This window comes from Variovorax sp. FW305-3-2-15-B-LB1 (assembly GCF_058787635.1).
Genome location: NZ_JBYSZY010000064.1, coordinates 13,581 through 35,929 on the forward strand (window position 1 = coordinate 13,581; position 22,349 = coordinate 35,929).

Sequence of the window (22,349 nt, forward strand, 5' to 3'; positions counted from 1 at the left end):
ACAGGATCCGACACCCCTCGATCACGGGACAATACCCGCGAGTTTCACGCAACGGCGGATTGTAGCGGGTAGAGCGCGGGCCCCGCGCACCGAATGAGGGCTGGCGGGTCGCTCAGGCGCCAGGGCGGCCGCGCTGGAGCATCGATCGCATCTCGCGCAGCGAGACCGCGCTCTCGGGCGACAGCGCCACGCGCGGCGTCGGCTTGAAGGCGTGGCCGTAGATGACCTCGAAGGTCAGCGCGATGCGGCCTTCGCCTTCCGCGGCCGGCGCCAGCTCGGGCAGGGCCTGCTTGAGCGACCGGTGCCAGGCCTTGCCGCGCAGTGCGGGGAAGCGCGCCGGATGCAGGTTGCGCCCCAGCGTGCGCAGCTCGGCCAGGGCCGCCTCGGGGGTGGCCCAGGTGAGCACGATGCGCTCCATGTCCATCACCGGCTCGGCGAAGCCGGCGTGCACGAGCATGTCGCCCCAGTCGTGCATGTCGGTGTATTCATGGCCGGCGGCGGGCCAGCCGAGCCGGGCATGCAGGGCGCGCAGCTCGCGCACGGTGTCCGGACCCAGGCAGGAGAACATCAGGAAGCCGTTGGTCGCGACCAGCCGGTGCCACTGCGCGATGAGCGCCTCGGGGTCGGCCGCCATGTGCAGCGACATGTTGGCCCACAGCAGGTCAATGCCGTCTTCGGGCGTTGCATCGAAGCGGGCCTTGCCGCCCTGCCAGCGGCGTGCGCTCCACCAGGGGGCGGTCAGCGCCTCGCCGGTCCGGTCGGCCAATGCGGGTTCGGATTCGATGACGAAGGCTTCGGCGTCGCGGTAGCGGCGGGCCAGCAGCGCATGCGCCTCGAGGCCGCCGCGCAGCGGCGACCAGTCGGCCCAGGTGCGGGGCTGGGCCTTGATCCATTGCAGCCGGTCTTCCATCCGGCGGCCAATTTCCTCGTGCAGCCAGGGCGAGCCCTCGGCGGGCGCGAGCCGGCGCCAGCGGTCGGCCGCCGTGGGATCGATGGTCGGCGGTCTTCTTGCGGGGTCGGTGGCCATGGGGCCGTGAGTATATTGAGGCATGTACAACCGCCGGGCCCTGAGGCCTTTCACCTCGCTGCTCGCGCGGCTGCCCAGCCAGTGCGAGGTCTGCCGCGCCTGGCCGGCGCAGCGCGTGTGCGACGCCTGCGTGGCCCGCTTCGCGCCACCGACCCCGCGCTGCGGCGGCTGCGCGCTGCCGATGCCCGAGGGCGTGGCGCGCTGCGGCGAATGCATCAAGCACCCACCGCCGCTCGACGCCTGCCTCGCCGCCTGCACCTACGCATGGCCGTGGCCCGACTGCATCGCCCAGTTCAAGTTTCGCGGCGAGGCGGGCTGGGCCGGCCCGCTGGCTACCCTGCTGCGCAGCGCGCCATGGGTGGAGCCGGCGCTGGAGCAGTGCGACCTCGTGCTGCCGATGCCGCTGGCGCCCGGCCGACTGGGCGAGCGCGGCTTCAACCAGGCGCACGAGCTCGCGCGCCGGCTGGCACCGGCCAAGACCGACGCCACCCTGCTGCTGCGCACGCGCGACACGCCCGCGCAGAGCGGCCTGCCGCGCGCCGACCGGCTGCGCAACCTGCGCGGCGCCTTCGCCGTGGAACCGATGCGCGCCGACGGCCTGCGGGGGCGGCGCGTGGTGCTGGTGGACGACGTGATGACCAGCGGCGCCTCGCTGTTCGCCGCGGCCGCCACCTTGCGTCTGGCGGGCGCGGCGCACATCACCGGCGTGGTGCTGGCGCGGACCGACCCGCCCCGCTGAATCGCCCGGCGGCGCCCGCGACAATCGGCGCATGTTCCATATCATCCTGGTCCACCCCGAAATTCCGCCGAACACCGGCAACGTGATCCGGCTCGCGGCCAATACAGGCTGCACGCTGCACCTGGTCGAGCCGCTCGGCTTTTCGATGGACGACCGGCTGCTGCGCCGCGCCGGGCTCGACTACCACGAGTACGCCGAGGTCAAGCGCCACGCCGACTGGGCCGCGCTGCTGGCCGCGCAGCAACCGCCGGCCGACCGCATGTTCGCGCTGACCACGCGCGGCACCCGCGCCGTGCACGACGTGCGCTTCCAGCCCGGCGACTGGCTGGTGTTCGGCTCGGAAACCGCCGGCCTGCCACCGCCGATCCGCGACGGCTTTGCCGAGACGCAGCGCCTGCGATTGCCGATGCGCGCCGGCCAGCGCAGCCTGAACCTGTCGAACGCGGTGGCGGTCACGGTGTTCGAGGCCTGGCGGCAAAACGGTTTCGCCTGACGGCCCTTCACGCGGCAGGGGCACATCCGATCGGCGCCGCGCGGCGTATGGGAAGGCATGCCGGTGATTCGCACCGGCATCCGTCCCCTCAACGCTGATTGCCAAGGAGCCCCGCCATGCACACCACCCTGCACCTCATCACGATCGCCGCCCTCGCCTTCGCCGGCGGCGCCCATGCCTTCCAGGGCGAGCAGAACCCGCTGCCGCCCGCGCCCTTCCAGTCGTCGCTGACGCGCGCCCAGGTCCAGCAGCAAGCCCGGCAGCCGCTGCAGATCAGCAACGGCGGCACCGGCGTGGCCCGCCCGACCGCGGGCCACGTCGACCGCGCGGCGGTGCGCGCGAGCGCCGTCGGCATCACCCGGCAGGGCGCCGCCACCTACGGCGAAGTCACCGACCGCCGGATGTAAGTAGAGAGAAGAAGAAAAAGTCCGCTCAGGGAAAACGGCGCACCACCGACTCGGCGACGCACGCCGGCTTGGCGGCGCCTTCGAGTTCGATGGTGGTTTCCCAGGTCATCTGCAGGCCGTTGTTGGGAATCGGCTCGGCGCTCAGCAGCTTCATGCGCGCGCGCAGGCGCTGGCCCACCGGCACCGGCGACATGAAGCGCACGCGGTTCAGGCCGTAGTTCACACCCATGCGCGACTCGACCACGTCGATGGCGGTCTCGAAGAACTTCGGCAGCAGCGACAAGGTGAGAAACCCGTGCGCGATCGGCGCGCCGAAGGGGCCGGACTTGGCCCGCTCCACATCGACGTGGATCCACTGGTGGTCGCCCGTCGCCTCGGCGAACTGGTTGACCTGCTGCTGCGTCACGCTGATCCAGTCGCTCACGGCGACTTCCTGGCCGACGCAGGCGGCGAGATCCTGAAGGGTCTGGAATGTCTTTTTGGTCATGCGGGGCATTCTGGTGCCAAGGGCACAAGGCTGGCTGTCGGACTTGCGACAACCGGGAATCGGGGAAATCCGGGGTCAGTTCAGGCGTCGAGCCATTCGCAGATCGGCGCCCACTGCTCCAGGTCGCGCTGCACGCGCCCCGGCGCAATGTCGAACAGCGTGAGGCCGCGCGCGGCCAGCTGCACGTAGTTCTGGGTGTCGCGCAGCTCGCCCAGCACGGGCACGCCGAGCCCGGCGATGAACTCGTGCAGCCGGTCGGCCGCCAGCGTGCGGGCGTTCACGCGCATGCCGACCAGGCCGATGCGGGTCTTCTCGGCGCGGCGGCTTTCCAGCAGGCGGTCGAGGAAATCGCGCGTGGCGTAGATGTCGAAGATGCTCGGCTGCAGCGGCACGATCACGCGGTCGGCCAGCGCCAGCACCTCCTTGAAACGCCAGCCGTGCAGGCCGGCCGGCGTGTCGAGCACCGCGTGGGTGGTGCCGCGCGGCGGGCGCACCACGGTGCTGTCGCCGGTGGCTTCCCAGGTGGCGATGGGGCGGGCCTGCGGCGGGCGCAGGCCGAGCCACAGCCGCGAGGACTGCTGGCGGTCCACGTCGCCGAGCATCACGGCATGGCCGCGGCTCGCGAAGTAGCCCGCGATGTTCGTTGCAATCGTCGACTTGCCCACGCCTCCCTTGGGATTGGCGACCAGAACCACCGGCATGAGGATCTCCTCCAGAACGGGAACAGGGCTGGATGGTAGTCGCCCCGGGTGGCGCGTCGGCGACGGCGGGCCGTCTGCGTTATGTTCGCCACATGACGACAACAACATCCGCGGAGAACCCTGCCAGCATCTATGTGCTGGCGGCCCACCCCCACTGGCGCGACTCGCGCGTGAACCGCCGGCTGTTCGCCGCGGCGCAGCGCGTGCCCGGCGTCGAGGTGAACGACCTGTACGGCAGCTACCCCGATTTCGCCATCGACGTGGAGGTCGAACGCGAGCGGCTGGCGCGCGCCGATCTGGTGGTGCTGCTGCACCCGATCCAGTGGTATTCGATGCCGCCGCTGCAAAAGCTCTGGGTCGACGACGTGCTGGGCTACGGCTGGGCCTACGGCCCCGGCGGCACCGCGCTGCAGGGCAAGGACTGCTGGCTGGTCGCCACCACCGGCGGCCCCGAGCCGAGCTACCACCCGCAAAGCTACAACCGCTACTTCTTCGACGCCTTCCTGCCGCCCTACGAGCAGACCGCCGCGCTGTGCGGCATGCGCTTCCTGCCGCCGCTGCTGCTGCACGGCGCGCGCCGCGCCAGCGAGGCCGAAGTGGCCGCCCATGTCGAGGTGTTCGTGCAGCGCCTGGAAAGCTACCCGGTCTGGCCGGAGATGGACGAGCTCGATGCCTGCATCGCCTGCCCGGTGCCCGAGACCGACCGCCCCGCCGAATCCGACGACGTGGGCCAGGTGATGGCCGGCGCGTTCCACAGCGCGATGACGCACGGCCTGGCCGTCGCCAACGGCAGCAACAGCACCCACAAGGCGGCCTGAGCATGGAACACGCACCCGCCTGGCTGACCAGCAGCCTGATCTACCTGAGCGCCGCCGTGCTGGTGGTGCCGCTGTCCAAGGCCCTGGGCCTGGGTTCGATCATCGGCTACCTCGTGGCCGGCATCGCCATCGGCCCCTGGGGCCTGGGCCTCGTGTCCAGCGTCGAAGACGTGCTGCATTTCGCCGAGTTCGGCGTGGTGCTGATGCTGTTCCTCGTGGGCCTCGAGCTCGAGCCCAAGCGCCTGTGGAGCCTGCGCCGCCCGATCTTCGGCTGGGGGTCGGCGCAGGTGCTCAGCTGCGCGGCGGTGCTGTTCGCCGTCGGCTGGGCCGTGGGCGCGCCGTGGCGCGTGGCGCTGGTGGCCGCGCTCGGGCTGGCGCTGTCGTCCACCGCGATCGCGCTGCAGGTGTTCGGCGAACGCAACCTGCTGAAGACGCCCAGCGGGCAGGCCGGCTTCTCGATCCTGCTGTTCCAGGACGTGGCGGCGATCCCGATCCTTGCGCTGCTGCCGCTGCTGGCCGGTGCCACGGCGGCCGAGCAGTCCATCAGCGGGCTGGACCGCGCGCTCGAGGCGCTGAAGATCGTCGGCGTGATCGCCGGCATCATCCTCGGCGGCCGGCTGCTGCTGCGCCCGATCCTGCGCTGGATCGCGCGCAGCGACACGCCCGAGATCTTCACCGCCGCCGCGCTGCTGCTGGTGGTGGCCATCGCGGCGCTGATGCAGTTCGTCGGCCTGTCGATGGCGCTGGGCGCCTTCCTTGCCGGCGTGCTGCTGGCCGAGAGCGAGTACCGGCGCGAGCTCGAGACCGACATCGAGCCCTTCAAGGGCCTGCTGCTGGGGCTGTTCTTCATCGCGGTGGGCATGTCGATCAACTTCGGCGTGCTGCTGGCCAACCCGGGGGTCATGGCCTTGCTGGTCGTGAGCTTCCTGGTCATCAAGCTGGTCGTGATCTACGCGCTGGCCAAGGCCATGGGCCTGGCCTACCAGGAGCGGCCCGTGTTCACGCTGCTGCTGGCGCAGGGGGGCGAGTTCGCCTTCGTGGTGTTCCAGGCCGCCGGGCCCGACGTGCTGCCGCCGCAGACCACCTCGCTGCTGATCGGCGCGGTGGCGCTGTCGATGCTGCTGTCGCCGCTCTTGCTGGTGCTGCTCGACAAGTTCGTGCTGCCGCGCTACAGCCACGCGGGCGGGCCGCAGCTCGAAGAGATTTCGGAGCAGCAGGACGCCAAGGTGCTGATCTGCGGCTTCGGCCGCTACGGCCAGATCGTCGGTCGCCTGCTGATGTCGCAGGGCCTGCGCGTGACGGTGCTCGACCACGACGCCGACACCGTCGAAGGCCTGCGCCAGTTCGGCTTCCGGGTGTTCTACGGCGACGCTACGCGGCTGGACCTGCTGCGCACCGCGGGCGCGGGCACGGCGCGCGCCATCGTGGTGGCGGTGGACGACATCGAGCAGTCGCTGGACATCGTCGACTTGGTGCGCGAGAACTTCCCGCAGGCGCGCATCATTGCGCGCGCACGCAACGTGACCCACCTGTTCCAGCTGCGCGACCGCGGCGTGCAGGACATCGAGCGCGAGGTGTTCGAGTCGTCGCTGCGCAGCGCGCGCTCGGCGCTGGAGGCGCTGGGCTGGCCGGCGGCCGAGGCGCGCGAGGCGTCGATGCGTTTCCGCCAGCGAAACCTCAAGCTCAGCGACGAGATCTACCCGCACTACAAGGACCGCGCCAAGCTGATCGCCGCCAACAAGGCGGGCCGCCAGCAGTTCGAGGAACAGATGGCCCGCGAGCGCGAGGAGCGCAAGCTGCGCTCGGGGCAGGACTGGGACCGGCTCGGCGAAGACGAACCAGCAGGCGACGCGAAGGCGCCCTGAGGCCCCAGGTCAGACCGGCACGGTCAGGTACACGCCCTCGCGGCCGATCACCGGCGCGCGGGTCGGCATGAAGATCGTGCAGCCGTCGCAGGGCGAGCGGATCTCGCGCCCGGCTTGCACCGCGATCAGCTCACCTTGGTCGAAGGTCTCGAAACCGAGCACCGGGCGCACGAAGGCGAAGTCGTCCGACGTGACCATGTGGACCTCGAGCAGCCGGAAGCGGCGCGCGGCCACCGGCACGCGCGGCACCGGGTCGACGAGCCCGAGGTGGGCCAGAAAGCGCAGCGACACGTCGGTGGCCAGGTCGGCCGCCGACTGCGCGAAATGCTGGCCGCACTCGACCACCACCGCACCACCGTCGATGCCCGGCTCGCCGTGCCGGCCGTACGCCGTGACACCCGTGCCGGGCGCGGCGCCCACGGGCATCACGAGGTGCACCGCCGGGCCGCCGACGGCCTGCGCCAGGCCTGCATTGCGTTCGAACTCCGGGTAGACCCAGAAGGGCTGCACGGGGGCGCGCGTGGAATGGATGTCCAGCACGTAGTCGGCCGCGTCGAGCACCGGCCGCAGCTCGCGCGCGCGGCGCAGCTCGGGGCTGTGCGCGGTGCCGTCGAGCAGCTCGGGCGACCAGATGCGGTTCAGGTTGTGCACCAGCTGGCGGTTCTCGTAGGGCCGGTCGATGTCGAAAGCCTCGTAGGCCTCGACGTTCGCGAAGCTCACGGTGAGCGTGCCGATCTTCGGGCGCACGCCGGTGTCGAGCAGGTGCGTGGCCGCGACCATGCCGCAGATCTCGTTGCCGTGCGTGAGCGCGTTGACGAGCACGTGCGGGCCCGGCTTGCCGGACGCGAAGCGGTGCACGTAGTCGATGCCTGTGTTGCCCTGGCGGTAGGCCGAGAGGTCGCGCGGCAGCACCTCGATCGGTGCGGTGTCCGGTGCAAAGTCAGGCGTGAGGGTCGGCAGTGTCTGCGTCATGAAACCAGCCGCCCGTTCACTCGCCGCGGATGCCGGCGCGCTTGACCATCTCGCCGTACAGCGCGAGCCGCTCCGACATCATGGCCGTGAACTGCGCAGGCGATTGCGCCTCGGGCGCGAGCGAGCCGCGCGCCAGCAGCGCCTCGACCATCGTCGGCTGCTCGGCCACCGTGCGCACCGCCTTGTGCAGCGCGGCGATGACCTCGGGCGGCGTCTTCGCGGGCGCGGCCAGGCCGATCCACGAGGTGGTGTTCAGCACCGGGTAGCCCAGTTCGGTGAAGGTCGGCACGTCGGGCAGCGCCGCGACGCGCGTGGGCGAGGCCACGGCCAGCGCGCGCAGCTTGCCGGCCTGGATGTGCGGCAGGAAGGGCGCGAGGTTGTCCAGGCCGAACTGCACTTCGTTCGAGATCAGCGCGGTCACCAGCGGGCCGCCGCCGCGGTAGGGCACGTGCGTGGCGTTGAGCTGCAGCTGCGACTTCATCAGCTCCACGTTGAGCTGGCCCATGCTGCCCGGCCCGGCGCTGCAGAAGTTGAGCTCGCCCGGACGCGACTTCACCAGCGCCACGAACTCCTTGAAGGTCTTGGCGGGCACGGCCGGGTTCACCAGCAGCACGTTGATGGAGCGCGCGAGCTGGCTGATGGACAGGAAATCCTTGATCGGGTCGTAGCCCGGGTTGGCCTGCGTCAGCGGGTTGGCCAGGTGCGAACTCTGCGACGACACCACGAGCGTGTAGCCGTCGGGCTTGGCGCGCGCCACCTGGGCGCTGGCGATGGAGCCGCCGGCGCCGGCGCGGTTGTCGATGACCACCGGCGTGCCCAGCGCCTTCGACAGCGGCTCGGCGTACAGCCGCGCGATCAGGTCGACCGAGCCGCCGGCCGGGAACGGCACCACCAGCGTGACCGGGCGGGCCGGAAAGGCCTGGGCGCGCGCGGACAGGGGCAGCAGCGCCGCCGTCAGGCCGGCGCCGAGGATCTCGCGCCGACGCAGGGCGGGCACGGCGGGGGTGGTGGAACGCATGGCAAGGTCTTTCTGCAGAAGAAGCGGGCAATCGGGCGGACAGGTCCGGCCGAAATCGTGCATTCATTTTTGCAAGGAGACCTAATTTTTGCAATACTTGTTGCAAACATGAGGTTTCTCCGATGCCGCACGCAGACACCCCCGCCGCCCCCAGCCTGAACCAGCGCATCTCGGGCTACGGCAAGAAGCTCACGAAAAGCGAGCGACGCCTGATCGAGGAATTGCAGGCGCACCACCCGCAGGGGCTGCTCGAATCTGCAACGAGCCTTGCAAGAAAGGTGGGCACCAGCGCCTCGACCGTGGTGCGGCTGCTCGCCAAGCTGGGCTACGAGAGCTACGCCCAGGCGCAGATGGAGGCGCGCGCCGAAGTCACCGCCCTGCTGGCCTCGCCCGCCACGCGCGCCGACGCGGTCATCGGCGACGACACTTCCGTGCGCAGCTGCCTGGACAACGCGCTGCTGCACGACCAGCACAACCTGGCCGCCACCTTCGCGGCGCTCGACGTGGGCGCGTTCGAGGCGGCGGTGAAGCTGCTCACGCAGCGCAAGGTGCGCGTGCACGTGCTCGGTCAGCGCAACGGCGTGCCGCTGGCCAGCCACCTCGCGCTGAACCTGAACCTGTGTCTGCCCGACGTGCGGCTGCTGGGCGGCGCGGGTGCGCTGCCGCTCGAAGACCAGCTGCTGCGCATCGACGACAACGACCTCTTGCTCACGCTCACCTTCCGCCGCCACTCGCTCGCGATCGCGCGCACGGCGGCGTACTTCCGCGAGCAGGGCGCGAAGGTCGTCATGGTCACCGACAGCCCCACCGCGCCCGCGGCGGCCTCGGCCGATCACCTGATGCTGGTGCGCACCTCCAGTGCGTCGCCCTTCGATTCGTACACGGCGGCGCTGTCGGTCTGCAATGCCTTGATCACCGCGGTGGCGCAGCGGCGCAAGAAGGAGCTGGCCGCCGTGTTCGAACGCGGCGCGGCGCTGTGGGAGCCGCACTGGAACGAGGCGGCGCCGCGCGCCGCCTGAGCCTCAGGCCGCCGGGGTGCCGAGCCCCAGCAGGCGCACCGCGTTGTCCTTGAGGATGCCGGGCATCACCTCGGGCTTGAAGCCGGCGGCCTCGAAGTCCTTCATCCAGCGGTCGGGCGTGATCAGCGGGTAGTCGCTGCCGAACAGCACGCGGTCCTTGAGCAGCGTGTTGGCGTACTGCACCAGCTGCTTCGGAAAGTACTTGGGGCTCCAGCCCGACAGGTCGATCCACACGTTGGGCTTGTGCGTGGCCACGCTCAGCGCCTCGTCCTGCCAGGGGAAGCTGGGGTGGGCCATGACGATCTGCATGTCGGGGAAGTCGATGGCCACGTCGTCCAGGTGCATCGGGTTGCTGTATTCCAGCCGCAGGCCGCCGCCGCAGCGCATGCCCGAGCCGATGCCGCTGTGGCCGGTGTGGAAGATGGCCGGCAGCTTGTACTCCGCGATCACCTCGTAGATCGGCCAGGCCATGCGGTCGTAGGGGTGGTAGCCCTGCACGGTGGGGTGGAACTTGAAGCCCTTCACGCCGTGCTCCTCGATGAGCCGGCGCGCCTCGCGCGCGCCCATCTTTCCCTTGTGCGGATCGACGCTGCCGAAGGCAATCATGATGTCGCTGTTCTGCGCCGCGGCCTCGGCGATCTCCTCGTTCGGGATGCGGCGGCGGCCCATGTTCGACTCGGCGTCGACCATGAACATCACCAGCCCGATCTTCCTTTCACGGTAGTACGCCACGCTCTCGGCGATGGTGGGGCGACGGTTCGAGCCGAAGAACTTGTCGGCCGCGCGGTCGTATTCCTCGCCGTAGTTGTCGAAAGGGTTCCAGCAGCTCACTTCGGCGTGGGTGTGGATGTCGATCGCGATCAGGTTCCGTGGGTCCATGTCGTTGTCTCCGGTTCGGGTAAGTCCCTAGGTTTCGGGAGGCTCCAATGCCTTGAATTGATTATTTCTCATAACCATAATCCAACGCAACCCCGAACACCATCATGACCAATCCAGACCTCCACCTCGACATCCGCGACGACGTCGCCATCGTTCGTCTCACGCGCGGCGCCAAGCGCAACGCGCTGTCCGACGGCCTGATCCTCGCGCTGCGCGACACCTTCGAGACGCTGCCCGCCACCGTGCGCGCGGCCGTGCTCGACGGCGAGGGCCCGCATTTCTGCGCCGGCCTGGACCTGAGCGAGCTCAAGGAGCGCGACGCCGGCCAGGGCATGCAGCACTCGCGCCTGTGGCACAGCGCGCTCGACCTGATCCAGCACGGCCCGGTGCCGGTGGTGGCGGCGCTGCACGGCGCGGTGGTCGGCGGCGGGCTCGAGCTGGCCAGCGCCTGCCACATCCGCGTGGCCGACCGCTCCACCTTCTACGCGCTGCCCGAAGGCTCGCGCGGCATCTTCGTGGGCGGCGGCGGTTCGGTGCGCATTCCCAAGCTGATCGGCGTGGCCCGCATGACCGACATGATGATGACCGGCCGCGTCTACAACGCCGAAGACGGCGAGCGCGCCAACTTCGCGCAGTACCTGGTCGACGAAGGCACCGCCTTCGACAAGGCCCTGGAGCTTGCCAAGCGCATCGCCACCAACGCGCCGCTCACCAACTACGCGCTGATGCACGCGCTGCCGCGCATCTCCGAGCAATCGGCCGACCACGGCTTCTTCACCGAAGCGCTGATGTCGGGCATCGTCCAGGCCGCGCCCGAGGCCAAGGCACGCGTGCGCGACTTCCTCGAAGGTCGCGGCGCCAAGGTGAGCAAGGGATGACCGCCGTCCGCTACCGCCCGCTGGCCTTCGGCGTGACGCGCGCGGTGCTGCGCGACGGCGCGCCGGGCACGCGCTACCTCACGGCCGAGACGCCGCTGCAGGCCTACCGCGAGCGCATGACCGACCGGCTCGCGCACTGGGCGCAGGTGGCGCCCGATCGCACCTTCATCGCGCGCCGCGAGCGCCTGCCCGACGGCCGCACCGGCGACTGGCTGCGCGTGAGCTACGCGCAGGCGCTGGAAGAAGCGCGCGGCATCGGACAGGCCCTGCTCGATCGCGGCCTGAATGCCGAGCGCCCGGTCGTGATCCTCAGCGAGAACGGCATCGAACACGCGCTGCTCGCGCTGGGCTGCCTCTACGCGGGCGTGCCCTACTGCCCCGTGTCGCCGCCCTATGCGATCGTGAGCCAGGACTACGACAAGCTGCGCCACGTCATCGACACGCTCACGCCCGGCCTGGTGTTCGCCGCCGACGCCGCGCGCTTCGCCAAGGCCATCGCGGCCACCGTGCCGGCCGGCACCGAGGTCGTGCTCGCCGAAGGCACGCTCGAAGGCCGCACCACCACGCGCTTCGACGTGCTTGCCGCCACGCCGGCCACGCCCGCCATCGACGCGGCGATGCAGGCCACCGGCCCCGACACCATCACCAAGTTCCTCTTCACCTCGGGCTCGACCAAGATGCCCAAGGCGGTGATCAACACGCACCGCATGTGGTGCGCCAACCAGCAGCAGCTGCGCCAGTCGATTCCCGCCCTGGGCGACGAGCCGCCCGTGCTGGTCGACTGGCTGCCCTGGAACCACACCTTCGGCGGCAACCACAACGTGGGCATCGTGCTGGACAACGGCGGCACGCTGTTCATCGACGACGGCAAGCCCACGCCCGCCGGCATGGCCGAGACGCTGCGCAACCTGCGCGAAGTCGCGCCCACCATCTACTTCAACGTGCCCACCGGCTTCGAGGCCATCGCCAACGCGATGGAAAGCGACGCCGTGCTGCGCCGCAACCTGCTGTCGCGCGTGAAGATGTTCTTCTACTCGGGTGCCGCGCTCGCGCAGCCCGTGTGGGACAGCCTGCACCGCACGCAGGAGTCGGAAGTCGGTGAGCGCATCGTGATGGGCACCGGCCTGGGCATGACCGAGTCGGGCCCCTTCGCGCTGTACGTGACCGGCCCCGACGTGAAGTCGGGCGACGTGGGCCTGCCGGCCGCCGGCATCGAGCTCAAGCTGATCGAGGTCGACGGCAAGACCGAGGTGCGCTACCGCGGCCCCAACATCACGCCCGGCTACTGGCGCGCGCCCGAAGCCACGGCCGAGGCCTTCGACGACGAAGGCTTCTTCTCCACCGGCGACGCGGTGAAGTGGATCGACGACCACGACATCCACCGCGGCCTGCGCTTCGACGGCCGCATCGCCGAAGACTTCAAGCTCGCCACCGGCACCTTCGTGAGCGTGGGCCCGCTGCGCGCGAAGATCATCGCGGCCGGCTCGCCCTATGTGCAGGACGCGGTGCTCACCGGCATCAACCTGAAGGAAGTCGGTGCGCTGATCTTCCCGACGCAGAAGGTGCGCCAGCTCTCCGATTTGCCCGCCGACACCCCGCTGCAGCAGGTGCTCGAAAGCGCTCCGGTGCAGGCGCACTTCCAGCAGGTGGTGGACACACTCGCTGCCGGCGCCACCGGCAGCGCCAACCGCATCGCGCGGCTGCACCTGATGGCCGAACCGCCGTCGATCGACAAGGGCGAAGTGACCGACAAGGGCTCGATCAACCAGCGCGCCGTACTCAAGCACCGCGCCGCGCTGGCCGACGCGCTGCACGCCGACACGCTGCCTTTCACGCTCAAGCCCCGCTAACCCCATCCAGGAGACAACCCATGAAGATCGAAGGACAAGCCGCACTCGTCACCGGCGGCGCCTCGGGCCTCGGCGAGGCCACCGCGCGCGAACTCGCACGCCTGGGCGCCAAGGTCGCGGTGCTCGACCGCAACGCCGCACTCGCCGAAAAGGTGGCCGCAGAGATCGGCGGCGTCGCCTGCGTCTGCGACATCACCGACACCGACAGCGTGAACGCCGCGCTCGACAAGGCCGAGGCCGCACACGGCCCCGCGCGCATCTTGATGAACGTCGCCGGCATCGGCAGCGCCAAGCGCATCGTCGGCAAGGACGGCAACCCCGCGCCGCTCGAAGACTTCGTGCGCGTGGTCAACATCAACCTCATAGGCGGCTACAACATGGCGCGCCTGTTCGCGGCGCGCTGCGCGAAGCTCGACGCGCTCGACAACGGCGAGAAGGGCGTGATGCTCTTCACCGCCTCGGTCGCGGCCTTCGACGGCCAGGTGGGCCAGCAGGCCTACAGCGCCTCGAAGGGCGGCCTCGTCGGCATGACCCTGCCGATGGCGCGCGACCTCGCGCAGCACGCCATCCGCGTGTGCACCGTGGCGCCCGGCCTCTTCGCCACGCCGCTGCTGCTGGAGCTGCCCGAGCCGGTGCAGCACTCGCTGGCCGCGTCGATCCCGTTCCCGCCGCGCCTGGGCAAGCCGTCGGAGTTCGCCGAGCTGGCCTGCCACATCGTCACCAACGGCCACTTGAACGGCGAAGTGATTCGCCTCGACGGCGCCCTCCGAATGGCGCCGCGCTGATTCCCGCCCCCGCAGACAACCAGGAGACAAGACCATGACCACCCGACGCCAATTCACGGCGGCGCTCGGCGGCACCGCCGCGCTCGCCGCATTGCATCCCCTTGCCGCACTCGCCCAGGCGGTGCAGCAGCAGGTGAAGATCTATTACGGCTTCCCGGCCGGCAGCGCGGGCGACAGCGTGGCCCGCCGCGTGGCCGACAAGCTGGGCAACACGCCCTTCACCGCCACCAACCCGGTGGTCGAGAACAAGCCCGGCGCGGGCGGGCGCATCGCGCTCGACACGCTCAAGACCTCGCCGGCCGACGGTTCGGTGCTGTGTCTCGCGCAGGCCTCGGCGCTGTCGATCTACCCGCACATCTACACCAAGCTCAGCTACGCCATCCCAGACTTCGCGCCCATCTCTATCGGCGCCGTGATGACGCACGGCCTGGCCGTCGGGCCGATGGTGCCGGCCAGCGTGAAGACGCTGAAGGACTACATCGCCTGGGCCAAGGCCAACCCCGGCCAGGCCAGCTACGGCTCGCCGGGCGCGGGCTCCACGCCGCACTTCCTGGGCGCGCTGCTGGGCCTGAGCACCGGCACCGACCTACGCCACGTGCCCTACCGCGGCTCGCTGCCCGGCATCAACGACGTGGTGGGCGGCCAGATCGCCTCGTGCCTGACGCCCGCGGGCGACTGCCTGCCGTTCGCCAAGGCCGGCAAGCTGCGCGTGCTCGCTACCTCGGGCGCGCAGCGCCCGGCCTACCTGCCCGACGTGCCCACCTTCACCGAGCAGGGCTTCCCCGAAATCGTGGCCGACGAGTGGTTCGGTTTCTTCGCACCGGCGAAGACGCCGGCCGCGACCATCGCCGTCGCGAGCACCGCGATCCAGGCCGCGCTGAAGGACAAGGCCGTGGCCGACGGCCTGCTGTCGGTGGGCCTGATCGCGCACGGCTCCTCGCCCGAGGAGATGAAGAAGTCGCTGCAGTCCGAGTACGAACGCTGGGGCCCGCTGGTCAAGAAGATCGGCTTCACCGCCGAGTCCTGAACCCCATGCATTACCAGCCTCGCCCCGAAGACGTCCGCTTCCTGTTGAACGCGGTGCTCGATGCGCCCACGCGCCTGCGTGCCCTCGCGCCCTTCGCGGAGGTCGACGAGCCGCTGCAGTCGCAGGTGCTCGAAGAAGCCGCACGCTTCGTCGGCGAGGTGATCGCGCCGCTGAACCGCGAGGGCGACGAGGTCGGTTGCCGCTTCGACGGCGGCGAGGTCGTCACGCCACCGGGCTTTCGCGCGGCCTACCAGGCCTTCGTGGACGGCGGCTGGCCGGCGCTCTCCGCCGCCACCGAAGACGGCGGCCAGGGCCTGCCCGCGGTGCTCGAGGCCATCCTCTACGAATGGCTCAGCGCCGCGAACCACGGCTTCACCATGGCGCCGGGGCTGCTGCACGGCGCGTACGCCTGCCTCAAGCACCACGGCAGCGACGAACTGAAGGGCCGCTATCTGCAGAAGATCGCGACCGGCGAATGGCTCGCGACCATGTGCCTCACCGAAGCGCATGCCGGCAGCGACCTCGGCCAGGTGCGCACGCGCGCCACGGCGCAGGCCGACGGCAGCGTGCGCGTGAACGGCGGCAAGATCTTCATTTCAGGCGGCGAGCACGACCTCACGCCGAACATCGTGCACCTCGTGCTGTGCCGCCTGCCCGACGCACCGGCCGGGCCCAAGGGCCTGTCGCTGGCGCTCGTGCCGAAGCGGCTGCCCGACGGTGCGCGCAACGCGGTGCACTGCGAGCGCATCGAAGAAAAGATGGGCCTGCACGGCAGCCCGACCTGCACGATGCGCTTCGACGACGCCACCGGCTGGCTGGTCGGCGAACCCGGTCGCGGGCTGGCCGCGATGTTCGTGATGATGAATGCGGCGCGCCTGCACGTGGCGCTGCAGGGCATCGGCCTGCTCGACGCCGCCTGGCAGAAGGCCGACGCCTACGCCGCCGAGCGCCGCCAGATGCGTGCGCCCGGCGCCGTGCCCGCCAGCCGCGGCAGCGAGGCGGCCGACCTGATCGCCGAGCACCCGGCCGTGCGCCGCATCCTCGACACCCAGCGCGCCTGGATCGACGGCTCGCGCGCGCTGGCCTACCGCAGCGCGCTGATGCTCGACATCGCCACGCACGACGCCGACCCCAAGGCCCGCGAGCGCGCGCAGCGCTGGTGTTCGCTCGTCACGCCGGTGCTCAAGGCCGCCTGCACGCACCAGGCCTTCCACGGCGCGAGCGACTGCCTGCAGGTGTTCGGCGGCCACGGCTACGTGCGCGAATGGGGCGTCGAGCAGGTGGTGCGCGACGCGCGCGTGACCATGATCTACGAGGGCACCAACGAGATCCAGGCCATCGACCTGCTGGTGCGCAAGGTGCTGCCCGACGGCGGCGCGGCGCTGTCGGCCGTGCTGCTCGAGCTGCGCGACACGCTCGACGCCTCGCGCGAGGCCGATGCCGACGTGCAGCGCCGGCTGGCGCAGCTGCGTTACCTGGGCACCACGGTGGCGATGGCGGCGCACGCCAACCCCGTGCTGCCTTACGAGGTGGCGGACGACTTCCTGCGCGTGACGGCGCTCACGCTGATGGCCTGGGCCTGGGCCCGCATCGAGGTGGCCGCGCCCGCCGATGCGGATCGCCTTCGCGCCGCGGCGGCCTTCCGGCGCTGGGTGCTGCCCGAGTTCGAGATGCGCCTGGGCATCGTCAAGCGGGCTTGTGAGGGTGTCGCACTGGCGCATTCCGCACAAGAGGCGTCACGCTAGTTGTTCGAGAAAGCAACGCGCGGTTACGCTCGCCGCATGCCTCCTCCCGCGAAAACACCGTCCGCCAAAACCGAATCCGCCGCCGCGCCGTCGCCCCGCACGGACCGGCTCGACGCCCGCGTGCTCGAAGGGCTGGTCGGCTACAACGCCCGGCGCGCCTGGCTGATCGTGAGCACCGTGTTCGCCGACCGCATGGCGCCCTATGGCCTCAAGCAGATCGACTTCTCGGTGCTCTCCCTGCTGGCGCACAACCCGGGCGCCACCTCGCGGCAGCTGTGCAACACGCTGGACATCCTGCCGCCCAACCTCGTGAGCCTGGTGGCCACGCTGGACGGCCGCGGCCTCATCGAACGCCGCCCGCATCCGCACGACGGCCGCGCCGTCGGCCTGCACCTCACGCCGGCCGGCGAGACGCTGATCCGTGAGGCGGAGCAGGCCGTGGTGCAACTGGAAACCGAAGCCAGCAGCCGCCTGAGCACGCGCGAACGCGAGACGCTCATCAAGCTGCTGCAGAAGATCTATCTCTGAGACCGGAGCGCGGCGACGCTGCGGCTACAGGCCGCGTTCCACCATGTCGATGAGGCGCTGCCCCAGCGCGTGCGTGGCCGCCGCGTCGACGCCGCGCAGCGGGCCGTCGATGATGAGCAACGCCAGCCCGTGCACCGCCGACCACGCGAGGTATTCGGCGCCCGGGCGCCGCGCCGGGTCGAGCAGGCCCGCGTCCACGAGCCGGTCGACGGCCGCGCCCAGCAACTCGAACGGGTTCATGCCGCTGGCGCCCGCGCCGTCGGGACCGACGTCGCCCTGCGCGTCTTCCGACACCACGAAGGCCGTGCGGAACAGCCCCGGCTGCGCCTGCGCAAAGCGCAGATAAGCGGTACCGATGGCGCGCACCTGGGCGCGCGCGAAGTCGGCGGGCGGCTGGTCGCAGGGCAGCACGGCGAGCTCGCCTTCCATCGCCTTGGCCGCCTCCGACAGCGCCGCAGCACGCACCGCCAGCAGCAGGTCGTGCCGGCTGGCGAAGTGGCGATACGCCGCGTTCGGCACCACGCCCACGCGGCGCGTGGCCTCGCGCAGCACCACGGCACTGGGGCCGCCGTCCCGCGCCAGTTCGATGCCCGCATCCAGCAACGCACGGCGCAGGTCGCCGTGGCGGTAGGTGCTGCGCGCGGGCGGCAGGCTTTCGGGAACGTTGTTGAGCTTCATCGCGACTCCATGTGGACACTGTCCATTATCTCTGCTATTCTTTGTGGACGGTGTACACAAAGTAATTCCATTGTTTTCGCGCAGACCCGTTGTGCCCGTGAACCAACCGAAAGGAAACGCCATGAAAGTCCAGTCTTACCTGTCCTTCGAAGGTCGTTGCGACGAAGCGATTGCCTTCTACAAGAAGGCGCTCGGCGCCGAAGTCGTGCAGCTGATGCGCTACAGCGAGGCGCCGGCCACCGGCGGCCCCGAGGGCAACCCCGACGCCGGCTGCGCAGGCGGCATGCCCGGCCCTGACAAAGTGATGCATTCGGTCTTGCGCATCGGCCAGACCGAGCTCATGCTGTCCGACGGACGCTGCTCCGGCCAGGCCGAGTTCAAGGGAATCATGCTGTCGCTGTCGGCCGACAGCGACGCCGACGCCCGCAAGTGGTTCGACGCACTGGCCGACGGCGGCCAGGTGATGCAGCCGCTGATCCCGACCTTCTTCACCACCAGCTTCGGCATGCTCAGCGACCGCTTCGGCGTGGGCTGGCTTCTGGTGGCGGACCCGGCCGCCGCGTGATGCGCGAGGGCTTGCTCTTCACTCTTCCCACACGCTTTTTTTCATCATGCTCAAGACCATCGTCCTCGCCGTCCTCGCGCTGATTGCCGCGCTGCTCATCTACGGCGCCACGCGGCCCGACAGCTTTCGCGTCGAGCGCACCACGCGCATCGAGGCACCGGCCGAAAAAATCTTTCCGCTGATCGACGACTTCCACCGCTGGAGCGCGTGGTCGCCCTACGAGAAGCTCGACCCAGCCATGAAGCGCAGCTACGGCGGCGCCGCCAGCGGCAAGGGCGCCACCTACGCCTGGGAAGGCAACAGCAAGGCGGGCGCGGGCACGATGGAAATCACCGAATCGCAGCCGGCGTCGAAGGTCGCGATCAAGCTCGACTTCGTGAAGCCCTTCGAAGGCCACAACACGGCCGAGTTCACGCTGCAGCCGCAGGGCGGCGCCACGCAGGTCACCTGGGCCATGTACGGCCCGAGCCCCTACATGGCCAAGCTCATGGGCATCTTCTTCGACATGGACCAGATGATCGGCAAGGACTTCGAGGCGGGCCTGGCCAATCTGAAGAGCGCAACCGAAAAGTAAACGCCTCCTCCCCTCATCGACTCACCTCACTCATTCAAGGAACTCACATGTCCCCCATCAACGCTTACCTCACGTTCGACGGCAACGCCGCCGAGGCCATGCGCTTTTACGAGAAGACGCTGCGCGGCACCATGCAGATGATGATGACCGTCGGCGAAGCGCCCGACACCGAGCAGATGCCGGCCGAGGCCAAGAAGCGGATCATGCATGCGTCGCTCACCTACGGCGACGGCATCCTCATGGCCTCCGACACCATGCCGGGCCAGCCCTTCGAAGGCATGAAGGGCTTCGGCGTGGCGCTCACGCTCGACACCGTGGCCGAGGCGCGGCGCATCTTCGACGCCTTCGCCGACGGCGGCACGGTCGGCATGCCGTTCGAGAAGACCTTCTGGGTCGAAGGCTTCGGCATGGTGACCGACCGCTTCGGCACGCCGTGGCTCATCAACGGCGGCAAGGCGCTGGTCTGAGCACGGAGCCGCCTCTCTCTACTTTTTCCCTTCTTCGCAGGAAGCACCTTCCATGACCGAAACCCTCGACAACCGAAAGCGCTGGCTCGCCCTGATGGTGCTGTGCCTGGGCGTGCTGATGATCGTGCTGGACACCACGATCGTGAACGTGGCGTTGCCTTCGATCCGCACCGACCTCGGCTTTTCCGAGACGTCATTGGTCTGGGTGGTGAACGCCTACATGCTGACCTTCGGCGGCTTCCTGCTGCTGGGCGGGCGGCTGGGCGACCTGTACGGCCACCGCCGCGTGTTCCTCGCGGGCCTGGTGCTGTTCACGCTGGCCTCGCTGGCCTGCGGGGTCTCGACCTCGCAGGGCCTGCTGGTGGCGGCGCGCGCGGTGCAGGGCCTGGGCGGCGCGGTGGTGTCGGCGGTGGCGCTCTCGCTCATCATGAACCTGTTCACCGAGCCGGCCGACCGCGCCAAGGCGATGGGCGTGTACGGCTTCGTGTGCGCGGGCGGCGGCAGCATCGGCGTGCTGCTGGGCGGGCTGCTCACGAGCACGCTGAGCTGGCACTGGATCTTCCTGGTCAACCTGCCGATCGGCGTGGCGGTGTACGCGCTGTGCGTGGCGCTGCTGCCCAACGCACGCGGCCACGCGCACGGGGAGAAGCTCGACGTGGCCGGCGCCATCACCGTCACCTCGTCGCTGATGCTCGCGGTGTACGGCGTGGTCAACGGCAACGAGGCGGGCTGGGGCTCCACGCAGACGATGGGCCTGCTCGGCGCGGCCGTGGTGCTGCTGGCCGTCTTCATCGCCATCGAGGCGCGCGTGCAGCATCCGCTGATGCCGCTGGGCCTGTTCAAACTGCGCAGCGTGTCGGTGGCCAACGTGGTGGGCGTGCTGTGGGCCGCGGCCATGTTCGCGTGGTTCTTCATCTCGGCGCTGTACATGCAGCTGGTGCTGCAGTACACGCCGATGCAGATCGGGCTGGCCTTCCTGCCGGCCAACGTGATCATGGCGGTGTTCTCGCTCGGCCTCTCCGCAAAGATCGTGATGCGCCTCGGCATCCGCAAGCCGCTGGCAGCGGGGCTGTGGCTCGCGGCCCTCGGGCTGGCGCTGTTCGCGCGCGCGCCGGTCAACGGCAGCTTTGTGCTCGACGTGCTGCCCGGCATGGTGCTGCTGGGCCTGGGCGCGGGCATGGCCTTCAACCCGGTGCTGCTGGCGGCCATGAGCGAGGTCGACCCGGCCGACTCGGGCCTGGCCTCGGGCGTGGTCAACACCGCCTTCATGATGGGCGGCGCCCTGGGCCTGGCCGTGCTGGCCAGCGCCGCGGCGGCACGCACCACCGCCATGGCCACCGCAGGCGCGCAGATGCCGCTGGCGCTCACCGGTGGCTACAACCTGGCATTCCTGGTCGGCGCCGTGTTCGCGGCGGCGGCGGGTCTGATCGGGGTCCTGCTGCTTCGCCCGGCCTCGCCGGGACACACCCAAAACAACAACAACGAAGCAGCGTCGGCTCCGGGCGCGGCGGGCGAGACAGCGTCGCCGTGAACGCGACGGCGCCATGCAGCCCCCGCTTTTTCTTTTTCAACGTTTCTATCCCCTATTCAGGAGAACAGACATGGCTCGTTATGTAGACGGATTCATCGTCGCCATTCCCACCAAGAACGTCGAGGCCTACCGCAAGCTCGCGCGCAAGGCCGGCAAGGTCTGGATGGAGTACGGCGCGCTCGAGTACGTGGAGTGCATCGCCGACGACGTGAAGCCCGGCAAGCTCACGTCGTTCCCCCAAAGCGTGAAGCTCAAGGCCGACGAGACCGTGGCCTTCTCGTGGATCACCTACAAGTCGCGCAAGCACCGCGACACGATCAACAAGAAGGTCATGGCCGACCCGCGCCTGGAGGCCATGATGGACATGAAGAACCTGCCGTTCGACGGCAAACGCATGATCTTCGGCGGCTTCAAGAGCATCGTCGAGCTCTGAGCATGCTCAGGCCAGGAAGCCGTCGTAGACGAGCTTGAGGCCTGTCAGCAGCATGCCCAGGTAGACGAAGCGATAGAACCACGTCGCATCGATGCGGCGTGCAATGCGGATGCCGATCCACACGCCCAGCGGTGCGATCGGCATCAGCACGAGCGAGGTGGCCAGCGTGCGAAAGTCGAGCAGGCCGAGCCACGCGTAGGGAATCCACTTGCTGAGATTCACCACGAAGAAGAAGTAGGCCATGGTCGCCGTGAACACCACCGGCTTGAGCTTCAGCGGGATTACGTAGGCATTGATCGGCGGCCCGCCCGCATGCGCGATGAAGCTGGTGAAGCCCGACACGGCCGTCAGCACCGCGCCCACCGCGCGCGACGGCAGCGGGTCGTTGGGCTTGGGCGGAAACAGCAGGCGCTGCGCCAGGAACACCAGCGTGAACACGCCCACGATGCCCGCCACCGTGTGGGCCGACAGCACGCGAAACAGCAGCGTGCCGATCACCGTGCCGACCAGCCCGAACGGAACCAGGAACTTGAGCAGCGAGCGGTCGAAGTCGCGCCGGAACGCGGCCAGGCCGAGCAGGTCCATGAGCAGCAGCAGCGGCATCAGGATCGCCGCCGCCTGCGGCACGGTGACGGCCAGCGCCATCATCGGCACGGCCAGCGACCCGAAACCGGCGCCGAAGCCGCTCTTGCTGATGCCGAGCAGCAGCACGGCGGGGACGGCGACCGCGTAGAACGACGGGTCGGTGATGAGGGGAAAAACCATGGGGAAACCAGCAGCGCAGAAAAAAGCCCGCCAGGGGCAGGCGGGCCGTCCGGGAGCGTAGCAGGAAGCCCGGTTTCCTGCCGGCGGCCCGCCCGCCC

Annotated in this window: 25 protein-coding genes; 17 read left to right on the forward strand and 8 right to left on the reverse strand. The window is 69.8% G+C overall.

Features of this window, described 5'->3' with window-relative positions:
• Positions 1–112: 112 nt before the first annotated feature.
• Positions 113–1,027, reverse strand: a complete 915-nt coding sequence (locus AC3WQR_RS27290; RefSeq protein ID WP_492744936.1) for a class I SAM-dependent methyltransferase — start codon at positions 1,025–1,027, stop codon at positions 113–115.
• Positions 1,028–1,049: 22 nt separating this feature from the next.
• On the opposite strand from AC3WQR_RS27290, the gene AC3WQR_RS27295 reads away from it, so the two are divergent.
• The 3 genes from AC3WQR_RS27295 to AC3WQR_RS27305 all read left to right on the forward strand — a co-directional run bounded on the left by AC3WQR_RS27295 (position 1,050) and on the right by AC3WQR_RS27305 (position 2,666).
• The gene (locus AC3WQR_RS27295) at positions 1,050–1,766 is read left to right on the forward strand and encodes a ComF family protein (RefSeq protein ID WP_492744938.1); all 717 of its coding nucleotides are present in this window, start codon (positions 1,050–1,052) and stop codon (positions 1,764–1,766) included.
• Between the two features lie 31 nt (positions 1,767–1,797).
• On the forward strand, positions 1,798–2,259 hold the full coding sequence (gene trmL, locus AC3WQR_RS27300; RefSeq protein WP_492744940.1) for a tRNA (uridine(34)/cytosine(34)/5-carboxymethylaminomethyluridine(34)-2'-O)-methyltransferase TrmL: 462 nt from the start codon (positions 1,798–1,800) through the stop codon (positions 2,257–2,259).
• A gap of 116 nt (positions 2,260–2,375) precedes the next feature.
• The gene (locus AC3WQR_RS27305; RefSeq protein WP_492744942.1) at positions 2,376–2,666 is read left to right on the forward strand and encodes a DUF4148 domain-containing protein; all 291 of its coding nucleotides are present in this window, start codon (positions 2,376–2,378) and stop codon (positions 2,664–2,666) included.
• 25 nt (positions 2,667–2,691) lie between these two features.
• Here the strand turns inward: AC3WQR_RS27305 and AC3WQR_RS27310 are convergent, their stop codons facing one another.
• Positions 2,692–3,162 (reverse strand): MaoC family dehydratase, encoded by a 471-nt coding sequence (locus AC3WQR_RS27310; RefSeq protein WP_062479484.1) that lies wholly within the window; start codon positions 3,160–3,162, stop codon positions 2,692–2,694.
• A 71-nt stretch (positions 3,163–3,233) separates the two neighbouring features.
• The gene (locus AC3WQR_RS27315) at positions 3,234–3,854 is read right to left on the reverse strand and encodes a nucleotide-binding protein (RefSeq protein ID WP_307637534.1); all 621 of its coding nucleotides are present in this window, start codon (positions 3,852–3,854) and stop codon (positions 3,234–3,236) included.
• Positions 3,855–3,946: 92 nt separating this feature from the next.
• Between AC3WQR_RS27315 and kefF the strand changes: the two genes are divergently transcribed.
• Together kefF and kefC are read left to right on the forward strand one after the other, a co-directional pair.
• A complete protein-coding gene (gene kefF / locus AC3WQR_RS27320) occupies positions 3,947–4,672 on the forward strand; it encodes a glutathione-regulated potassium-efflux system oxidoreductase KefF (RefSeq protein WP_492744944.1) in 726 nt (241 codons plus the stop codon).
• 2 nt (positions 4,673–4,674) lie between these two features.
• Complete coding sequence (gene kefC / locus AC3WQR_RS27325) at positions 4,675–6,537, forward strand: glutathione-regulated potassium-efflux system protein KefC (RefSeq protein WP_307695022.1); 1,863 nt, start codon at positions 4,675–4,677, stop codon at positions 6,535–6,537.
• A gap of 9 nt (positions 6,538–6,546) precedes the next feature.
• Here the strand turns inward: kefC and AC3WQR_RS27330 are convergent, their stop codons facing one another.
• Both AC3WQR_RS27330 and AC3WQR_RS27335 read right to left on the reverse strand, forming a co-directional pair.
• A complete protein-coding gene (locus tag AC3WQR_RS27330) occupies positions 6,547–7,509 on the reverse strand; it encodes a M14 family metallopeptidase (protein WP_492744947.1) in 963 nt (320 codons plus the stop codon).
• 16 nt (positions 7,510–7,525) lie between these two features.
• A complete protein-coding gene (locus AC3WQR_RS27335; protein ID WP_070061958.1) occupies positions 7,526–8,527 on the reverse strand; it encodes a Bug family tripartite tricarboxylate transporter substrate binding protein in 1,002 nt (333 codons plus the stop codon).
• 122 nt (positions 8,528–8,649) lie between these two features.
• On the opposite strand from AC3WQR_RS27335, the gene AC3WQR_RS27340 reads away from it, so the two are divergent.
• Complete coding sequence (locus AC3WQR_RS27340) at positions 8,650–9,546, forward strand: MurR/RpiR family transcriptional regulator (protein WP_492744949.1); 897 nt, start codon at positions 8,650–8,652, stop codon at positions 9,544–9,546.
• A gap of 3 nt (positions 9,547–9,549) precedes the next feature.
• Here AC3WQR_RS27340 and AC3WQR_RS27345 read toward each other — a convergent pair whose 3' ends face one another.
• A complete protein-coding gene (locus AC3WQR_RS27345; protein ID WP_070061956.1) occupies positions 9,550–10,425 on the reverse strand; it encodes an amidohydrolase family protein in 876 nt (291 codons plus the stop codon).
• 104 nt (positions 10,426–10,529) lie between these two features.
• Here AC3WQR_RS27345 and AC3WQR_RS27350 point away from each other — a divergent pair, with 104 nt between their 5' ends.
• Genes AC3WQR_RS27350 through AC3WQR_RS27375 form a run of 6 tightly spaced genes read left to right on the forward strand, consistent with a single transcriptional unit; the run spans position 10,530 to position 17,238 of the window.
• On the forward strand, positions 10,530–11,303 hold the full coding sequence (locus AC3WQR_RS27350; RefSeq protein WP_062479508.1) for a crotonase/enoyl-CoA hydratase family protein: 774 nt from the start codon (positions 10,530–10,532) through the stop codon (positions 11,301–11,303).
• Entirely contained in the window at positions 11,300–13,153 is a 1,854-nt protein-coding gene (locus AC3WQR_RS27355; protein ID WP_492744952.1) for a feruloyl-CoA synthase, read from the forward strand. Before AC3WQR_RS27350 ends, AC3WQR_RS27355 begins: the two co-directional genes overlap by 4 nt.
• 20 nt (positions 13,154–13,173) lie before the next feature.
• Positions 13,174–13,938 (forward strand): SDR family NAD(P)-dependent oxidoreductase, encoded by a 765-nt coding sequence (locus AC3WQR_RS27360; RefSeq protein ID WP_489057682.1) that lies wholly within the window; start codon positions 13,174–13,176, stop codon positions 13,936–13,938.
• A gap of 34 nt (positions 13,939–13,972) precedes the next feature.
• The gene (locus AC3WQR_RS27365; RefSeq protein WP_062479517.1) at positions 13,973–14,965 is read left to right on the forward strand and encodes a Bug family tripartite tricarboxylate transporter substrate binding protein; all 993 of its coding nucleotides are present in this window, start codon (positions 13,973–13,975) and stop codon (positions 14,963–14,965) included.
• Positions 14,966–14,970: 5 nt separating this feature from the next.
• Entirely contained in the window at positions 14,971–16,710 is a 1,740-nt protein-coding gene (locus AC3WQR_RS27370) for an acyl-CoA dehydrogenase family protein (RefSeq protein WP_492744955.1), read from the forward strand.
• A 36-nt stretch (positions 16,711–16,746) separates the two neighbouring features.
• A complete protein-coding gene (locus AC3WQR_RS27375) occupies positions 16,747–17,238 on the forward strand; it encodes a MarR family winged helix-turn-helix transcriptional regulator (RefSeq protein WP_062479522.1) in 492 nt (163 codons plus the stop codon).
• A 24-nt stretch (positions 17,239–17,262) separates the two neighbouring features.
• On the opposite strand, the gene AC3WQR_RS27380 is transcribed toward AC3WQR_RS27375, so the two are convergent.
• Positions 17,263–17,916, reverse strand: coding sequence for a TetR/AcrR family transcriptional regulator (locus AC3WQR_RS27380; RefSeq protein WP_095951005.1), 654 nt, complete (start codon positions 17,914–17,916; stop codon positions 17,263–17,265).
• A 121-nt stretch (positions 17,917–18,037) separates the two neighbouring features.
• Here AC3WQR_RS27380 and AC3WQR_RS27385 point away from each other — a divergent pair, with 121 nt between their 5' ends.
• The 5 genes from AC3WQR_RS27385 (at position 18,038) to AC3WQR_RS27405 (ending at position 21,486) form a co-directional block, all read left to right on the forward strand.
• Complete coding sequence (locus tag AC3WQR_RS27385) at positions 18,038–18,481, forward strand: VOC family protein (protein WP_139699950.1); 444 nt, start codon at positions 18,038–18,040, stop codon at positions 18,479–18,481.
• A gap of 46 nt (positions 18,482–18,527) precedes the next feature.
• A complete protein-coding gene (locus tag AC3WQR_RS27390; RefSeq protein ID WP_062479532.1) occupies positions 18,528–19,055 on the forward strand; it encodes an SRPBCC family protein in 528 nt (175 codons plus the stop codon).
• Between the two features lie 47 nt (positions 19,056–19,102).
• A complete protein-coding gene (locus AC3WQR_RS27395; RefSeq protein WP_307695029.1) occupies positions 19,103–19,522 on the forward strand; it encodes a VOC family protein in 420 nt (139 codons plus the stop codon).
• A 52-nt stretch (positions 19,523–19,574) separates the two neighbouring features.
• Positions 19,575–21,053, forward strand: coding sequence for a DHA2 family efflux MFS transporter permease subunit (locus tag AC3WQR_RS27400; RefSeq protein WP_492744958.1), 1,479 nt, complete (start codon positions 19,575–19,577; stop codon positions 21,051–21,053).
• 70 nt (positions 21,054–21,123) lie between these two features.
• On the forward strand, positions 21,124–21,486 hold the full coding sequence (locus AC3WQR_RS27405) for a DUF1428 domain-containing protein (RefSeq protein WP_062479540.1): 363 nt from the start codon (positions 21,124–21,126) through the stop codon (positions 21,484–21,486).
• A gap of 6 nt (positions 21,487–21,492) precedes the next feature.
• Here AC3WQR_RS27405 and AC3WQR_RS27410 read toward each other — a convergent pair whose 3' ends face one another.
• A complete protein-coding gene (locus AC3WQR_RS27410) occupies positions 21,493–22,251 on the reverse strand; it encodes a sulfite exporter TauE/SafE family protein (RefSeq protein ID WP_307637542.1) in 759 nt (252 codons plus the stop codon).
• Positions 22,252–22,349: the final 98 nt, after the last annotated feature.

What these genes read in the sequence shown, in the direction of transcription:
- AC3WQR_RS27290 (WP_492744936.1), bottom strand. Translation starts at nt 1,027, where the DNA reads ATGGCCACCGACCCCGCAAGAAGACCGCCGACCATCGATCCCACGGCG.
- AC3WQR_RS27295 (WP_492744938.1), top strand. Translation starts at nt 1,050, where the DNA reads ATGTACAACCGCCGGGCCCTGAGGCCTTTCACCTCGCTGCTCGCGCGG.
- trmL (WP_492744940.1), top strand. Translation starts at nt 1,798, where the DNA reads ATGTTCCATATCATCCTGGTCCACCCCGAAATTCCGCCGAACACCGGC.
- AC3WQR_RS27305 (WP_492744942.1), top strand. Translation starts at nt 2,376, where the DNA reads ATGCACACCACCCTGCACCTCATCACGATCGCCGCCCTCGCCTTCGCC.
- AC3WQR_RS27310 (WP_062479484.1), bottom strand. Translation starts at nt 3,162, where the DNA reads ATGCCCCGCATGACCAAAAAGACATTCCAGACCCTTCAGGATCTCGCC.
- AC3WQR_RS27315 (WP_307637534.1), bottom strand. Translation starts at nt 3,854, where the DNA reads ATGCCGGTGGTTCTGGTCGCCAATCCCAAGGGAGGCGTGGGCAAGTCG.
- kefF (WP_492744944.1), top strand. Translation starts at nt 3,947, where the DNA reads ATGACGACAACAACATCCGCGGAGAACCCTGCCAGCATCTATGTGCTG.
- kefC (WP_307695022.1), top strand. Translation starts at nt 4,675, where the DNA reads ATGGAACACGCACCCGCCTGGCTGACCAGCAGCCTGATCTACCTGAGC.
- AC3WQR_RS27330 (WP_492744947.1), bottom strand. Translation starts at nt 7,509, where the DNA reads ATGACGCAGACACTGCCGACCCTCACGCCTGACTTTGCACCGGACACC.
- AC3WQR_RS27335 (WP_070061958.1), bottom strand. Translation starts at nt 8,527, where the DNA reads ATGCGTTCCACCACCCCCGCCGTGCCCGCCCTGCGTCGGCGCGAGATC.
- AC3WQR_RS27340 (WP_492744949.1), top strand. Translation starts at nt 8,650, where the DNA reads ATGCCGCACGCAGACACCCCCGCCGCCCCCAGCCTGAACCAGCGCATC.
- AC3WQR_RS27345 (WP_070061956.1), bottom strand. Translation starts at nt 10,425, where the DNA reads ATGGACCCACGGAACCTGATCGCGATCGACATCCACACCCACGCCGAA.
- AC3WQR_RS27350 (WP_062479508.1), top strand. Translation starts at nt 10,530, where the DNA reads ATGACCAATCCAGACCTCCACCTCGACATCCGCGACGACGTCGCCATC.
- AC3WQR_RS27355 (WP_492744952.1), top strand. Translation starts at nt 11,300, where the DNA reads ATGACCGCCGTCCGCTACCGCCCGCTGGCCTTCGGCGTGACGCGCGCG.
- AC3WQR_RS27360 (WP_489057682.1), top strand. Translation starts at nt 13,174, where the DNA reads ATGAAGATCGAAGGACAAGCCGCACTCGTCACCGGCGGCGCCTCGGGC.
- AC3WQR_RS27365 (WP_062479517.1), top strand. Translation starts at nt 13,973, where the DNA reads ATGACCACCCGACGCCAATTCACGGCGGCGCTCGGCGGCACCGCCGCG.
- AC3WQR_RS27370 (WP_492744955.1), top strand. Translation starts at nt 14,971, where the DNA reads ATGCATTACCAGCCTCGCCCCGAAGACGTCCGCTTCCTGTTGAACGCG.
- AC3WQR_RS27375 (WP_062479522.1), top strand. Translation starts at nt 16,747, where the DNA reads ATGCCTCCTCCCGCGAAAACACCGTCCGCCAAAACCGAATCCGCCGCC.
- AC3WQR_RS27380 (WP_095951005.1), bottom strand. Translation starts at nt 17,916, where the DNA reads ATGAAGCTCAACAACGTTCCCGAAAGCCTGCCGCCCGCGCGCAGCACC.
- AC3WQR_RS27385 (WP_139699950.1), top strand. Translation starts at nt 18,038, where the DNA reads ATGAAAGTCCAGTCTTACCTGTCCTTCGAAGGTCGTTGCGACGAAGCG.
- AC3WQR_RS27390 (WP_062479532.1), top strand. Translation starts at nt 18,528, where the DNA reads ATGCTCAAGACCATCGTCCTCGCCGTCCTCGCGCTGATTGCCGCGCTG.
- AC3WQR_RS27395 (WP_307695029.1), top strand. Translation starts at nt 19,103, where the DNA reads ATGTCCCCCATCAACGCTTACCTCACGTTCGACGGCAACGCCGCCGAG.
- AC3WQR_RS27400 (WP_492744958.1), top strand. Translation starts at nt 19,575, where the DNA reads ATGACCGAAACCCTCGACAACCGAAAGCGCTGGCTCGCCCTGATGGTG.
- AC3WQR_RS27405 (WP_062479540.1), top strand. Translation starts at nt 21,124, where the DNA reads ATGGCTCGTTATGTAGACGGATTCATCGTCGCCATTCCCACCAAGAAC.
- AC3WQR_RS27410 (WP_307637542.1), bottom strand. Translation starts at nt 22,251, where the DNA reads ATGGTTTTTCCCCTCATCACCGACCCGTCGTTCTACGCGGTCGCCGTC.